The sequence below is a fragment of the Streptomyces pactum genome (assembly GCF_002005225.1).
In the GTDB taxonomy this organism is placed as follows: domain Bacteria; phylum Actinomycetota; class Actinomycetes; order Streptomycetales; family Streptomycetaceae; genus Streptomyces; species Streptomyces pactum_A.
On record NZ_CP019724.1, the window covers coordinates 4,354,428 to 4,368,487 of the forward strand.

13 protein-coding genes and 1 pseudogene are annotated in these 14,060 nt (G+C 70.1%); 5 read left to right on the forward strand and 9 right to left on the reverse strand.

Annotated features, from left to right (window positions below; translation table 11 throughout):
- Positions 1 to 72: 72 nt before the first annotated feature.
- Positions 73 to 2,088, forward strand: a complete 2,016-nt coding sequence (gene pknB, locus B1H29_RS18380) for a Stk1 family PASTA domain-containing Ser/Thr kinase (protein WP_055418915.1) — start codon at positions 73 to 75, stop codon at positions 2,086 to 2,088.
- A 290-nt stretch (positions 2,089 to 2,378) separates the two neighbouring features.
- Positions 2,379 to 3,498, forward strand: a pseudogene (locus B1H29_RS18385) (IS30 family transposase).
- A gap of 114 nt (positions 3,499 to 3,612) precedes the next feature.
- On the opposite strand, the gene B1H29_RS18390 reads toward B1H29_RS18385, so the two are convergent.
- From B1H29_RS18390 to B1H29_RS18410, 5 genes are all read right to left on the reverse strand, one after another.
- Positions 3,613 to 4,386 (reverse strand): class E sortase, encoded by a 774-nt coding sequence (locus tag B1H29_RS18390; RefSeq protein ID WP_055422164.1) that lies wholly within the window; start codon positions 4,384 to 4,386, stop codon positions 3,613 to 3,615.
- Between the two features lie 13 nt (positions 4,387 to 4,399).
- A complete protein-coding gene (locus B1H29_RS18395) occupies positions 4,400 to 5,440 on the reverse strand; it encodes a class E sortase (protein ID WP_055422163.1) in 1,041 nt (346 codons plus the stop codon).
- Entirely contained in the window at positions 5,437 to 6,102 is a 666-nt protein-coding gene (locus tag B1H29_RS18400; protein ID WP_055422162.1) for an aminodeoxychorismate/anthranilate synthase component II, read from the reverse strand. The genes B1H29_RS18395 and B1H29_RS18400 overlap by 4 nt, the downstream gene beginning before the upstream one ends.
- Positions 6,099 to 6,260, reverse strand: a complete 162-nt coding sequence (locus tag B1H29_RS18405; protein WP_043382636.1) for a hypothetical protein — start codon at positions 6,258 to 6,260, stop codon at positions 6,099 to 6,101. Before B1H29_RS18405 ends, B1H29_RS18400 begins: the two co-directional genes overlap by 4 nt.
- Positions 6,261 to 6,341: 81 nt before the next feature.
- Positions 6,342 to 7,121, reverse strand: coding sequence for a DUF881 domain-containing protein (locus B1H29_RS18410; protein ID WP_055422161.1), 780 nt, complete (start codon positions 7,119 to 7,121; stop codon positions 6,342 to 6,344).
- A gap of 121 nt (positions 7,122 to 7,242) precedes the next feature.
- Between B1H29_RS18410 and crgA the strand changes: the two genes are divergently transcribed.
- Entirely contained in the window at positions 7,243 to 7,497 is a 255-nt protein-coding gene (crgA, locus tag B1H29_RS18415; protein ID WP_055422160.1) for a cell division protein CrgA, read from the forward strand.
- A 278-nt stretch (positions 7,498 to 7,775) separates the two neighbouring features.
- Here the strand turns inward: crgA and B1H29_RS18420 are convergent, their stop codons facing one another.
- Positions 7,776 to 8,666, reverse strand: coding sequence for a rhomboid family intramembrane serine protease (locus B1H29_RS18420; RefSeq protein ID WP_055422159.1), 891 nt, complete (start codon positions 8,664 to 8,666; stop codon positions 7,776 to 7,778).
- Between the two features lie 117 nt (positions 8,667 to 8,783).
- A complete protein-coding gene (locus B1H29_RS18425; RefSeq protein ID WP_055422158.1) occupies positions 8,784 to 9,317 on the reverse strand; it encodes a peptidylprolyl isomerase in 534 nt (177 codons plus the stop codon).
- 441 nt (positions 9,318 to 9,758) lie between these two features.
- On the opposite strand from B1H29_RS18425, the gene B1H29_RS18430 reads away from it, so the two are divergent.
- On the forward strand, positions 9,759 to 10,460 hold the full coding sequence (locus tag B1H29_RS18430) for a DUF5324 family protein (RefSeq protein WP_055422157.1): 702 nt from the start codon (positions 9,759 to 9,761) through the stop codon (positions 10,458 to 10,460).
- A 103-nt stretch (positions 10,461 to 10,563) separates the two neighbouring features.
- Here the strand turns inward: B1H29_RS18430 and B1H29_RS18435 are convergent, their stop codons facing one another.
- Together B1H29_RS18435 and B1H29_RS18440 are read right to left on the reverse strand one after the other, a co-directional pair.
- Positions 10,564 to 11,340, reverse strand: a complete 777-nt coding sequence (locus B1H29_RS18435; RefSeq protein ID WP_055422156.1) for an isoprenyl transferase — start codon at positions 11,338 to 11,340, stop codon at positions 10,564 to 10,566.
- A gap of 428 nt (positions 11,341 to 11,768) precedes the next feature.
- Positions 11,769 to 12,881 (reverse strand): endonuclease/exonuclease/phosphatase family protein, encoded by a 1,113-nt coding sequence (locus tag B1H29_RS18440; protein WP_079160301.1) that lies wholly within the window; start codon positions 12,879 to 12,881, stop codon positions 11,769 to 11,771.
- A gap of 241 nt (positions 12,882 to 13,122) precedes the next feature.
- Between B1H29_RS18440 and B1H29_RS18445 the strand changes: the two genes are divergently transcribed.
- Entirely contained in the window at positions 13,123 to 13,818 is a 696-nt protein-coding gene (locus B1H29_RS18445) for a response regulator transcription factor (RefSeq protein WP_079160302.1), read from the forward strand.
- Positions 13,819 to 14,060 lie beyond the last annotated feature (242 nt).

A 14,060-nucleotide genomic window follows, 5' to 3' on the forward strand; every position in this document is an offset into this window, starting at 1 on the left:
GTAGGCCGGACGGCAGCCTCCGACCGTACAAGCATGCCGGTCGGGACCGACGGAGAGGGCTGGTAGGTAGCTATGGAAGAGCCGCGTCGCCTCGGCGGCCGGTACGAGCTGGGCCAGGTGCTCGGCCGTGGTGGCATGGCGGAGGTCTACCTCGCGCACGACACCCGGCTCGGCCGCACCGTGGCGGTGAAGACGCTCCGCGCGGACCTCGCGCGCGACCCGTCCTTCCAGGCCCGCTTCCGCCGGGAGGCCCAGTCGGCCGCCTCGCTCAACCATCCCGCGATCGTGGCGGTCTACGACACGGGCGAGGACTACATCGACAACGTGTCGATCCCGTACATCGTCATGGAGTACGTCGACGGTTCCACACTCCGTGAGCTGCTCCACTCCGGCCGCAAACTGCTGCCGGAGCGGACGCTGGAGATGACCATCGGCATCCTCCAGGCCCTGGAGTACTCGCACCGCGCCGGCATCGTCCACCGCGACATCAAGCCGGCCAACGTGATGCTCACGCGCAACGGCCAGGTCAAGGTCATGGACTTCGGCATCGCCCGCGCGATGGGCGACTCCGGCATGACGATGACCCAGACCGCCGCGGTCATCGGCACCGCCCAGTACCTCTCCCCGGAGCAGGCCAAGGGCGAGCAGGTCGACGCCCGCTCCGACCTGTACTCCTCGGGCTGCCTGCTCTACGAGCTGCTGACCGTGCGTCCGCCCTTCGTGGGCGACTCCCCGGTCGCGGTCGCCTACCAGCACGTCCGCGAGGAGCCGCAGGCGCCCAGCGTCTTCGACCCCGAGATCACGCCCGAGATGGACGCGATCGTGCTGAAGGCCCTGGTCAAGGACCCCGACTACCGCTACCAGTCGGCCGACGAGATGCGCGCCGACATCGAGGCCTGCCTCGACGGCCAGCCGGTCGGCGCCACCGCGGCGCTCGGTGCCATGGCCGCGGGCGGCTACGGCGCCTACCCCGACGACCAGCCGACCACCGCCCTGCGCTCGGACGCGGGCGGCGGCGCCACGACCATGCTGCCGCCCATGAACCCGGACGACGGCGCCTACGGCTACGACGACCGCCCCGACCGGCGCCGCCAGCAGCCGCGCAAGTCGAGAACGTCCACGATCGCCCTGGTCCTGGCCGGCATCCTCGTCCTCGTCGGCGCGATCCTGATCGGCAAGTACGCGTTCAGCAGCGGGGGACCGGGCAACAACAAGGTCGACGTGCCCACCTTCATCGGCCTGACCAAGGCGGACGCCCAGCAGCAGGCGACCAACGCCGAGCTGGAACTGGCCTTCACGCAGAAGGAGTGCGAGGACCAGAAGAAGGGCAACATCTGCTCGCAGGACCCCGCGCAGGGCACCAGCGTCGACAAGAAGTCCACCGTCAACCTCGTCGTCTCGACCGGCGCCCCGAAGGTCGCCGTGCCGAACGTGATCGACAAGAACATCGACGAGGCCAAGCAGCAGCTCGAGGACAAGGGCTTCGTGGTCGAGCAGAAGCAGACCGAGTCCTCCCAGGACGAGGGCACCGTCCTCAGCCAGGACCCCGACCCGGGCGACGAGCTGGAGAAGGGCTCCACGGTGACCCTCGAGGTCGCCAAGGCCGAGGCGAAGGCCACCGTGCCGGACGTCGTGGGCCGTAGCTGCGACGAGGCCAAGGCCCAGATGCAGAGCAGTGACCTCGAAGCCACCTGCACGGACCAGCCGACGAACGACCCGAACCAGGTCGGCAAGGTGATCTCCACCACCCCGCAGGGGGGTCGGCAGGTCGACAAGGGCTCGAAGGTGACGATCGTCGTCGGCAAGGCCGTGGAGAAGACGAAGGTCCCGGAGATCAAGCTCGGCACGCCCCTGGGCCAGGCCCAGCAGACCCTCCAGCAGGCCGGCTTCACCAACATCCAGGTCTCCGGCCCCGCGGACGGCAACGCCGTGGTGATACAGCAGACCCCGCAGGCGGGCACCGAGGTCGACGATCCGGCCGCCACACCGATCACCCTCACGACCGTGGGCGGCAACGGCGGCAACGGCGGCAACGGCGGTAACAACGGCGGCGGCATCATCGGCGGCCTGCGCGGCGACGACGACTGACGCACCCCGGCGACTCCCCGGTACGACGAAGCCCCGGCCCCTCAGCGGCCGGGTTCTACTGATCCCCGCAACACCCTGGAGTTCAGGGAGCTGCGGGGATCGTGGATTTTGAGGTGCTGAAGGCGAAGTTCTTCGAGGCGCTGGATCGGGAGGGCGGCAGCGTCACCGCTGCTGCTCGCGCGGTCGGAGTGAACCGCAATACGGCGTTCGGATGGGCCCGCCAGGCTGGTGTCCGCGGTCGCGGTAAGTCCGGCACGTCTGGGCATCCCGGTCGGGCGGAGTACGAGCGGCTGCGTGCGGCCGGAGTCCGACGCCGGGATGCCGCCGCGCAGGTCGGTGTCCACGTGCGCACGGCCCACGACTGGGACCAGGGCATCCGGCAGATCGGCCATTCGCGACTGCGCCCTGACGGCCGCCTGATCGTCTATAAGACCGGTGTGACCATCATCCAGCCGCCTCTCGCGGCGGTCGACGCGCCGCTGCACCCCAGGTTCCTGAACGTGGCCGAGCGGGAGACGATCGCCGACATGCACCGGGCCGGCCACTCGCTGGGGGCGATCGGGCGGGCTCTGGGACGGCCGGCGTCCACGGTCAAACGGGAGATCGACGCCCGGGCAGTCGACGGCGTCTACCGGCCGCACCGGGCCCAGCGGACCTGGGCCGAGAGCCGGTCACGGCCCAAGACCTCGAAGCTCGCCGCAGACGGGCCGCTGCGTCGATACGTTGAGGACAAGCTGCGCGAACGCTGGTCTCCAGAGCAGATCAGTCACGCTGTGGTCATCGAGTTCCCCGACGACGAGAGCATGCGGGTGAGTCCGGAGACGATCTACCAGGCCATCTACGTCCAGGCCCGAGGCGGCCTGCGCCGTGAGATCGCGGTCGCACTGCGCAGCGGTCGCACCCGCCGCAAGCCTCACCGCAGCCCGGAGCAGCGCACTCGCCGCTTCGTCGACGAGATGGTGATGATCTCCGAGCGGCCTGCCGAGGTGGAAGACCGGGCGGTTCCCGGCCACTGGGAAGGCGATCTGATCGTCGGTCCCCGCAGCGACAGCGCGATCGTCACCCTGGTCGAGCGCTCCACCCGCTACGTCATGCTCGGACACCTGCCCGGCGGACACACCGCCGAGGAAGTCCGCGACGTGCTGGTGCCGCTGATCCAGACCCTGCCCGAGCACCTGCGCGGCTCGCTGACCTGGGATCAGGGCTGCGAGATGGCCTCCCACAAGCAGCTCACCGTCGCCACGGGAGTGCCGGTCTACTTCTGCGATCCGCACTCCCCCTGGCAACGCGGGTCGAATGAGAACACGAACGGCCTGCTGCGGCAGTACTTCCCCAAGGGCACCGACCTGTCCGCGCACAGCGCCGAAGACCTCGAACACGTTGCCCAACAAACTCAACGGCCGGCCCTGACAGCCGCGTAAGCCATCAGGTGTTGCGAGGACCCCGAGAATCCGCCAGCGGAGGGACCGGGGCTTCGTCGTACGCGCCGCCGTGACGCGATGCGCGGCGGGTGGGCCGGAGGAGTCAGCGCAGCTCCGCCGGCGGGGTCCGCTCCCCGTCCACCTTCTCCGTGCGGACCAGCTCGCCCCACACCACGTACCGGTACCGGCTCGTGTACACCGGCGTGCAGGTCGTCAGCGTGATGTAGTGGCCGGCCTTCTTCTTGCCGGACTCCCCGGGGACCGCGTCGAGGACCTTGACGTTGAACTTCGACGTCTCGGGAAGGACGGCGTAGGCCTTGTAGACGTACCACTTGTCCTTCGTCTCGAAGACGATCGGGTCGCCCTTCTCGATCTTGTCGATGTTGTGGAACTTCGCCCCGTGCCCGTCCCGGTGCGCCGCCAGCGAGAAGTTGCCCTTCTTGCCCGAGGTCGGCAGCGCCGACTTGACCGGGTCCGTGTAGTAGCCGGCCACGCCGTCGTTGAGGACCTTCATCGACGTGCCCTTCTCCACGAGGATGTCGCCGTTCCCCATCGCCGGCACGTGCAGGAAGCCGATGCCCGCCTTGGTGTCCAGCGCGCCCGGCCCGTCCGGACCGACCCGGTCCCGGGCCCAGTCGTCACGGACCTTGTCGGCCTGCTTGTCCGCCGCGCGGTCGGCGACCACGTTCGTCCACCACAGGGAGTAGACGACGAACAGGCCGAGCACCAGGCCCGCGGTGATGAGGAGCTCGCCGAAGACGCTGACGGCCTGCGCGACGATCCGCCCCGGGCCGCGACCGCGGCGGCGTGCCGGGCGCTGCGGTGGGCCGTCCGTGCCGGCGTGCTCTTCGTGCTCCGTGTCGGTGGTCGATGCCACTGGTCATCCGCCCTTAACTGACGAGCGCATCCGGCTTGCCCTTGCTGCGCGGCCTTTCCTCGGCCATCTTGCCCCAGACGATCATCCGGTACTTGCTCGTGAACTCCGGCGTGCAGGTGGTGAGGGTGATGTAGCGGCCGGGACCGGTGAAACCGGACTGCTCCGGCACCGGGTCGAGGACACTGACGTTGCTCGGCGACGTCACCGGCAGGATCGACGCCATCTTGTAGACGAAGTACTTGTCCTGCGTCTCCACGACGATCGGATCGCCCGGCGTCAGCTTGTTGATGTACCGGAACGGCTCGCCGTGCGTGTTGCGGTGCCCCGCCAGCCCGAAGTTGCCCGTCTTCGCGTCCGGCATCGCCGTCTTCAGCCCGCCCTCGGCGTAGTGCCCGACCATGCCCCGGTCCAGCACCTTCTTGCTGTCGATGCCCTCCGCGATCGGCACCACGACGTCGAGCTTGGGAATGTGCAGCAGCGCGAAGCCCTGCCCCGGCTCGAACGTCCCCGGGTTGCGCTTGCCGCTCGCCCAGTCGTCCTGGAGGTTGCTCGCCGCCTTGTCCGCCTGCGCCTGCGCCCGCACGTTCGTCCACCACAACTGGTACGTGACGAACAGCAGCATCAGCACGCCGGTCGTGATGAAGACCTCGCCGATCGCACGGCTGGCGATCACCGCGGGGCCCGGCTTGCGCGCACGGGCCTGCCGACGCGCCTCGACGCGCGACAGAGGCGCTTTCGGCGCCTCGGCCTGCTCCGCTGCCGCCGACGGCCCCCGGGCGGCCCCACGGCGCCCGTGACGCCGTTTCGCGGCCTTCCTGCGGGCCGCGCGCCCGCCGCCCGCGGGGGAAGCAGTGGTGGTCCGCTCCGCCGGCGGGTCCGGAATCCGCAGCGCCACCGTCTCGTCGTCGCCGACGAGGGGCCGGTACGCCGCCTCCGGAGAGAAGTCCTCGTGCCAGCCGCCCCCGAACGCACCGGAATCCCCGTACGGCTGCCCGTACGAGGATCCCTGGTCACCGGCCGTGCCGGAGTCGCGCTCGGGGCGCAGCGCGGTCACGCCGTGGCCCTGCCCACCACCGGGGCGAGCCCCGCCGACCTCGCCACCGCGTCCTGGTCGCCGCACTCCGCCAGCCAGTTGGCCAGCATCCGGTGCCCGTGCTCGGTCAGCACCGACTCCGGATGGAACTGCACGCCCTCGACCGGCAGCTCCCGGTGGCGCAGCCCCATCACGATCCCGTCGTGCGTGCGGGCCGTCACCTCCAGCTCGGCCGGGACCGTGGCCGGCTCCGCCGCCAGCGAGTGGTACCGCGTCGCCGTGAAGGGAGACGGCAGCCCGGCGAAGACGCCCCGGCCCGCGTGCTCGACCGGCGAGGTCTTGCCGTGCAGCAGCTCCGGCGCCCGGTCCACCACACCGCCGTACGCCACCTGCATCGACTGCATGCCGAGACAGACCCCGAAGACCGGCACCCCGGTCGCCGCGCAGTGCCGCACCATCTCGACGCAGACCCCCGCCTGCTCCGGCGTACCCGGGCCGGGAGAGAGCAGCACACCGTCGAATCCTCCCCCACTCTCCGAGCGGGAGGTGCCCCCATGGGCGTGTGCCGTCGACACCTCGTCGTTGCGCAGCACCTCGCACTCGGCGCCCAACTGGTAGAGGTACTGGACCAGGTTGAAGACGAAGCTGTCGTAGTTGTCGACGACGAGGATGCGCGCGCTCACTGGTTGTCCACCGTCACATCGTTGAAGGGGAGCAGCGGTTCGGCCCACGGGAAGACGTACTGGAAGAGGACGTAGACCACGGCCACCGCCAGCACGAGTGAGAGCAGGGCCTTCACCCACGCGTTCCCCGGCAGATGCCGCCAGATCCAGCCGTACATGCCGTCCCTTCCGTCGCACCACGGCGCCAGACTCACGCCGTACCGCACCAGACTAGCGGCGCGGGGCCCCTGGGAACGGTGTCAATCCACAGGCTGGGCGTAGTGCAGGTCCGCCGTGCCCGAGTAGCCCGGCAGCGTCACCCGCCCCTCGTCCTCGACCTTCCAGCCCAGTCCGTAGACGTTGACGTACACCATGTAGTTCTGGATCGCCGGGGACGCGGCCAGCGCTTTCTTCAGCCGCTCCGGGTCCCCCACCGCCTGGATCTTGTACGGCGGTGAGTAGACGCGGCCCTGGAGGATCAGGGTGTTGCCGACGCAGCGCACCGCGCTGGTGGAGATCAGCCGCTGGTCCATGACCTTGATGCCCTCGGCGCCGCCCTGCCACAGCGCGTTCACCACGGCCTGCAGGTCCTGCTGGTGGATCACCAGGTAGTCGGGCTCGGGTTCCGGGTAGCCGGGGAGCTTGGCGGTGGCGTCCGGCGGGGCGTCGTCGAGCGTGACCGAGATCGACTCGCCCTTCAGCTCGTGCGTACCGGCTTTCTTCTCCAGCGCCGTGAGTTCGTCCGCCTCCGCCTTCGTACTTCCGTTGTCGCGCTCGGCGAGCGCGTCGATCTCCTCGCGCAGGGACGCGTTGGACTCCTCGAGTTCACCGTTCTCCCGGCTGCGCTCGTGGATGAGATCGGACAACTTGAGCAAAGAGGCGTCCGTGCGGATATTGGTGCCTTTCGCGGTATCGAAGCTGGTGAAGAATATGAGTCCCGCGAGGGCGAAGACGGCCGCCGTGAGCACCCGCACGGGCCGGAAACGGCGCCCGCGGGCAGGGCTGGATCCCGTCCCGGGGGAGTCGGCAGAATTGCTCAACGTACCCTTATCTCCTTCGGCGCCGCGGAAGCACTACGCTAACGGACGCCCGGGGGAGCGCTCAGAGTCCCCGACCCCGTTCCCTGCGCGGCCACGCAGCGCATCGACAGGAGAGACCCTCGTGCCGAAGTCACGTATCCGCAAGAAGGCCGACTACACGCCGCCGCCCTCCAAGCAGACGACCAGTATCAAGCTGACCAGCCGTAGCTGGGTGGCGCCCGTCATGCTGGCCATGTTCGTCATCGGTCTCGCCTGGATCGTCGTCTTCTATGTCACCGACGGTTCGCTGCCCATCGACGCGCTGGGCAACTGGAACATCGTGGTGGGCTTCGGTTTCATCGCCGCCGGATTCGGTGTGTCGACGCAGTGGAAGTAGCCGGGCGGCAGCTCGGCGACAGTCCGGTCGCACGCTGGACCCAGCTCTCCCCACGGCTATCCACGGAGTTATCCACAGGCACTGTCCACACGGTGGGGAAAAGAAAGACGATCTGTGGATAACCCGCCGGACATTGACGCCGGTGTGACGGAAGTACCGGTAACCGAAAACACGTTCGCCCCCTGACTGACCTGCGGAAACACAAGTCAGCGACAGGGGGCACACGTGTTCCCGCACGCTGTGCACAAGATCGGCCACCCGCTGTGGACAACGCGCGCTCAGGTGAGCTGGGCGGTCCTCAACAGGGTCAGCCCGACGACGGCCACGAGGACCAGGGCGCAGGTGCCGTACTGCACGAGCGTCCGCCGCTCACGCGGGGCGTGGAGCATGGCGTAGCCGATCGCGGCACCGGCGACGAGGCCCCCGATGTGGGCCTGCCAGGCGATGTTGAAACCCGGGCTGAACGTGAAGATCAGGTTGATCACCAGAAGGGCGACGACCGGCCGCATGTCCGCGTTGAGACGGCGGACGAGCGCGGCGGTCGCGCCGAAGAGGCCGAAGACCGCGCCGGAGGCGCCGAGGGTGGCCGTGGTGGGCGAGGCCAGCAGGTACGTGAGGGCGCTGCCGGCGAGGCCGGAGACGAGGTAGAGCGTGAGGTAGCGGGCTCTGCCCAGGGCTGCTTCGAGCGGTCCGCCGAGGAACCAGAGGCTGAGCATGTTGAAGCCGATGTGCCAGATCTCCTCGTGGGTGAACATCGTGGTCACCAGGCGGTACCACTCGCCCTCGGCGACGCCCTCGGTCGGGACGAAGGGGGCGGGGGGCCAGCGTCCGATGAGCACCATGTCGCCGAGGAAGGACGACGGCAGCGCGTGGACGGCGATGAAGACCGCCGCGTTGAGCCCGATGAGGATCTTGGTGAGGAGATGGGGGTCGCCGGCGATGGTGCCGCCGGCCAGGGTGCGGGGCCGGGAGGCGGCGGGAGCGGGACCGGTGCCGGAGCGGCCCGTGGCGCAGTCGGGGCAGTGGAAGCCGACCGAGGCGTTGACCATGCAGTCCGTGCAGATGGGGCGTTCGCACCGGGTGCAGCGGATGCCGGTCTCCCGGTCGGGGTGGCGGTAGCAGCCGGGCGTGCTCTGGGCGTCCGGTGCGCCGGCTGCCGCGTGGTCCATGGCTTCCCCTCGGTCGTCCTTCGGTCGCCCTGTGGGCGGCGGTGTGGGCAAAAGCACCGCCCCGCCCATCTTTACGGATGAGCGGGGCGTTTGGTTCCTGCCCTGTGTGCGGGGAGGTCAGTCCTGGCGTGTCTCGACGACGACGGACTCGATGACGACGTCGTGGAGGGGGCGTTCGGTGCGGGGGTTGGTCTGGGTGGCGGCGATGGCGTCGACGACCTTCTGGCTGGCCGCGTCGGTCACCTCGCCGAAGATCGTGCGCTTGCGGTTCAGCCAGGTCGTCGGGGAGACGGTGATGAAGAACTGCGAGCCGTTGGTGTCGGGGCCGGCGTTGGCCATGGCCATCAGGTAGGGCTTGTCGAAGGCGAGGTCGGGGTGGATCTCGTCCTCGAACTGGTAGCCGGGGCCGCCGGTGCCGTTGCCGAGCGGGTCGCCGCCCTGGATCATGAAGCCGCTGATCACCCGGTGGAAGGCCGTGCCGTCGTAGAGCTTGCCGGTGGACTTCTCGCCGGTGGCGGGGTGGGTCCACTCCCGGGCGCCCTGGGCCAGCTCGACAAAGTTCCTGACCGTCCTGGGGGCGTAGTCCTGCAGGAGCCGGATCTCGATGTCGCCCTGGCTGGTCTTCAGGGTGGCGTAGAGCTGCTCGGCCACGTTGTGCCTTCCGTCGTCCTGTCGTGCTCGTTGATCCTTGCACGGTCGGGGGCGCGTGCAGCGCCTTCACGGCGGTTCCCGCCCCGATCAGGGGCGTGGGTCGCGGGGATCCCGCCGGGGTGCTCTGTCCCGTGGCCCTGGTCGAGTAGCCCTGGTCGAGTGGTCCTGGTCGAGTGGTCCCGGTCGAGTAGTCCTGGGTTACGGGCGCGGGGGGCCGATCCGTGGCATTGTCGTCGGCAGGCTCCCGTTGCCCGGAATTCATCCGTTATCGACGGTGATCAACTCTTGTTCGCACCTTCATCACCCTTTGCACCAGGGGCCACGAAGGCATCGTCCGTGACCCGGATGCCCGCCCTCGCATGCCTGGCAGTGCGTCCGCAGGCATGATCCGTAAAAGGGTGGAAAGTCGAATTACCGTACGCCACCGAGGAGGAGGAACCCGTGACCCGCATCGACAGCGTGCGCGCCGCGACCGGTTCGGCGAAGGACAGCGTGCTGCACGCCGCGGAAGTGGTGGCGCCCTACGCCGACACGGCCAAGGACAGGGCCGCTCACTACGCACAGGAGGCGCGCGGACGACTGGCGCCCAAGGTGTCGCAGGCCGCGTGCCAGGCCCGTCATCAGTACGGCGCGCATCTCGCGCCGCGACTGGAGCAGGCCCGTACGCATGTGCCGCCGAAGGTGGACGCGGCCGCTCAGGAGGCCGCCGTCCGTACCCGCCTGGCCGCCCGGCAGGCGGCCGAGTACTCCAGGCCGAGGATCGAGCAGGCGGTGGCCGCGGCGGGCCCCGTCCGGGACGAGGCCGCCGCACGGGGTGCCGCCGCGTTGGCCGCGCTGCGGGGCCAGGTCACGGCCGCGGAGATCCAGAAGCTGACGCGTAAGCATCAGCGTCGGGCCCGGGCCGGGCGTATCGCCAAGGTTCTGGCGGTGGCGGGCATCGTCGCGGGTGGCGCCTTCGCTGCCTGGAAGTGGTGGGACAAGCAGGCCAACCCGGACTGGCTGGTGGAGCCGCCCGAGGCGACGGAGGTTCCCGAGTCGGGACGGCTGACCTCGGTGGACGGCACCGGTGAGGCGATTCTCGACCCCGAGGTGCAGGCCAAGCAGGCGCAGGACGAGGCGGCGGAGGGCGACGAGCCCCGCTGACCTTCGCCGGCGATCTCACATCGCTGCGGGGCGGGAGACCTCAGGGCCTCCCGCCCCGCAGCGATGTTTCACGTGAAACCGTCGAAGGCGTCGAGCCCGTCGCTCAGCGGCCGTAACGCCGTTCACGCAGGGAGTAGGAGCGCAGGGCACGCAGGAAGTCGATCTCGCGGAAGTCCGGCCAGTAGGTCTCACAGAAGTGGACTTCGGCGTAGGCGGACTGCCAGAGCAGGAACCCGGAGAGGCGCTGTTCACCCGAGGTGCGGATGATGAGGTCGGACTCGGACCGGGTCTTGGAGTACAGGTGCTTGGAGATGTGCTCCATGGTGAAGGTCTCGATGAACTCATCGATGTCCCCGCCCTGGGAGCTGTGCTCGGTGAGGGCGGAGCGGACGGCGTCGACGATCTCTCGTCGGCCTCCGTAGCCCACGGCGACATCGACCTTGGTACCGCCCTTGCGGCCCTGGGTGGCAGCGGTGGCGGTCTTGAGGCGGGTCGCGGACTCGGCGGGCAGCAGGTCCAGGGCACCGACGACCTCGACGGGCCAGGGGTTGCCCGGCGCGGCGAGCCGCTCCACCACCTCGGCGATGATGTCGATGAGCGGGTTGAGTTGGTCTTCGGGCCGGTGGAGGTTGTCGTCGGAGAGCATGAACAGGGTGACGTGTTCGATCTGCGCGGAGTCGCACCAGCGCAGGAAGTCCTGCACTTTCGCCCCGCCGGCCCGGTAGCCCTCTCGTGGGTCGTCGATGCCGGACATCTTGGCCCATCGGCGGTTGCCGTCGAGCATGATGCCGATGTGCTGGGGGCGTGGGCGTCCCTCCAACTCCCTGACCAGCCGCTTCATATAGAGCGCGTCGAGAGCGGCCCGTACCTTCGCCCGCATGGTTACCCCTTCCACCTCGTCGGTAGCGACCGGCGGCTCCGACGGCGATGAGCCACGTGGCACCGCGCCGCAGGGGTGTGGCGCTGGTGCCCTGTGGGGTGACGATATCAAGAGCAGACAGCACCTCCTCGATGCTCGGCGGGGCCCCGGGGAGTCGGGGCGCGCCCAGGCGCCGCGGCCGCTCCGGTACGGCGGCGCGGTGAGGTGGACCGTCGGCGGGTCCGGCCAACTTTCGTGCCTGGTGGGGAGGTTGCGGACGTCGTCGGCGTCCGCTGTTCGAGGGGGACGGCCTGGTGTTCCGGGTCACTTTCAGGGTCCGCCCGGCACCGGCGGCGGCCGGTGCCCCGTGCTTGGCGGCGAGGCGGGCCGCGACAGCGCGCCCGGCCCGGATGAACCGCGTGACGGTGCCGCCGGCGCGGGCGCGAGACTCACAAGCTGACGGCAGCCGCGACCGGCCGGTGGTCGCTGCCGGTGGCCGGCAGCAGCCACGCGCTCTCCGGCTCCACGCCGCGCACCAGGATCTGGTCGATCCGCACCACCGGGAACTTCGCCGGCCAGGTGAAGCCGAAGCCGTCCCCGGCCACCTCCTGGGCCGAGCGCAGCCGCGAGGTGATGCCGTTGAACGCGGGGTCGTCCACGGTGCCGTTCAGGTCGCCGAGCAGCACCACCCGCTCGTTCCGCTCGGCGGCCACGGCCCTGCCGAGCGCTTGCGCGCCCCTGTCCCGGGAGTCCGTCCAGAAGCCCGCCCTGGGGTTCACCCGTACAGACCCCAGGTGGGCCACGTACACCGCCAGCGGCCCCCGGTCCGTGGCCACCGTGGTGCGCAGCGCCCGGTTGTAGGCCATCTTGGTCCCGACCGGCTTGGTGTCCCCCAGCGGCCCGAAGTCCATCTTGATGTCGACCGGCCGGGTCCCGGACAGCGGCAGTTTGCTCCACAGCCCGACCGTGCCCTGGGCCGTGTGGTGCGGGTACTCCTTCGCCAGCTCCTTCTCGTACGTGCCCCTGGCCTGCGGGGTGATCTCCTGCAGTGCCAGCACGTCCGCACCGGAGGCGGCCAGGTCGCGGGCGGTGCCGGCCGGGTCGGAGTTGTCGGCGCCGACGTTGTGGCTCACCACGGTGAGGTCGCCGCCCGGGTGGGACTTGTCGACGAGCAGCCCGCCGAAGAGGTGCAGCCACACCGTGACCGGCAGCAGCAGCGCGACCACCGCGCAGGCGGAGCGGCGCCACAGCGCGCCGGCCAGCAGCACCGGGGCGAACAGGCCGAACCACGGCAGGAAGCTCGCGACCAGGCTGCCGAGGCCACCGATCCGATTCGGGATCTGCTGGTGCAGCAGCAGGAAAAGGCCCAGGAGCAGCGCCGGCACCGCGAGCACCGGGCCGCGCTTCCAGGGCTCCGGCCGGAATCCGTCGCGGATCGCCCGGCGTACGTCCGCGCGCCAGGTCCCGCCGGTGCCGGCCGCCGGGACACCGCTCCCGGTGCCCGGCGCGCGGGTAGCCGCCGGGCCGCCCGGTCCGGTCTCCGCCGAGTCCACCTGCGTCATCCTCTGTCCTCGCTCACTGCCGCCCACTGCTACCCATGGCTGCTCCGCTGCCGCGCCTACTCGTCGCTGATCCGCTGCCGCGCCTACTCGTCGCTGCTCGCGGCTTCCCCGCTCGTCGCTGCTCGCTGCCGCGCCTCTTCGGCCCCGGGGGCCTGCCGCCAGTGAAAGCGACGCGGTGTTGCCGGCGCGTATGCGGTTTTCGATACGCCGGCGATATGTACCGGCTCGTAGCCTTGAGGCCATGCGTGTCTTGGTGGTCGAGGACGAGCCCTATATGGCAGAGGCCATCCGAGCCGGTCTGCGCCTGGAAGCGATCGCCGCCGACCTCGCGGGTGACGGTGACACCGCTCTGGAACTGCTCGGCGTCAACAGCTACGACATCGTCGTCCTCGACCGCGACATCCCCGGCCCCTCCGGCGACGAGATCGCCACACGCATCGTGGCCTCCGGCAGCGGCATGCCGATCCTGATGCTCACCGCCGCCGACCGTCTCGACGACAAGGCTTCCGGATTCGGGCTCGGCGCCGACGACTACCTCACGAAGCCGTTCGAACTGCGGGAACTCGTGCTCAGGCTCAGGGCACTCGACCGCAGGCGCGCGCACCCCAGACCTCCCGTACGCGAGATCGCGGGCCTGCGCCTGGACCCGTTCCGCCGTGAGGTCTACCGCGACGACCGCTACGTCGCGCTCACCCGCAAACAGTTCGCGGTGCTCGAAGTCCTCGTCACCGCCGAAGGCGGTGTGGTCAGCGCCGAGGAACTCCTCGAACGGGCGTGGGACGAGAACGCCGACCCGTTCACCAACGCCGTGCGCATCACGGTCTCCGCACTGCGCAAACGCCTCGGCGAGCCCTGGATCATCGCCACCGTGCCGGGCGCCGGCTACCGCATCCACCCAGGACCCGGCACCGGACGTGAGGGTGGGGACCGCGGATAAGCGGCCCGGGTGGGGCGTTCGCTCGCAATCCGCCTCAGCTACGCCGGATTCCGGCATCCGCCCCAGGACCGTGGTGCTCGCTGCCGAGAACGGCGGCGAGCGGCTCACCCCGCGCTCCGCCGGGCGGAATGGGCATCACCGTGGAACTGCCCGCGATGTCCCCGCGTGCGCCGGGCGGACGAGAGAAGCCGGGCCGCTCGGGCCCCCGTCCGCGCCACCGCGACGGCACACCGGCGCGAAAA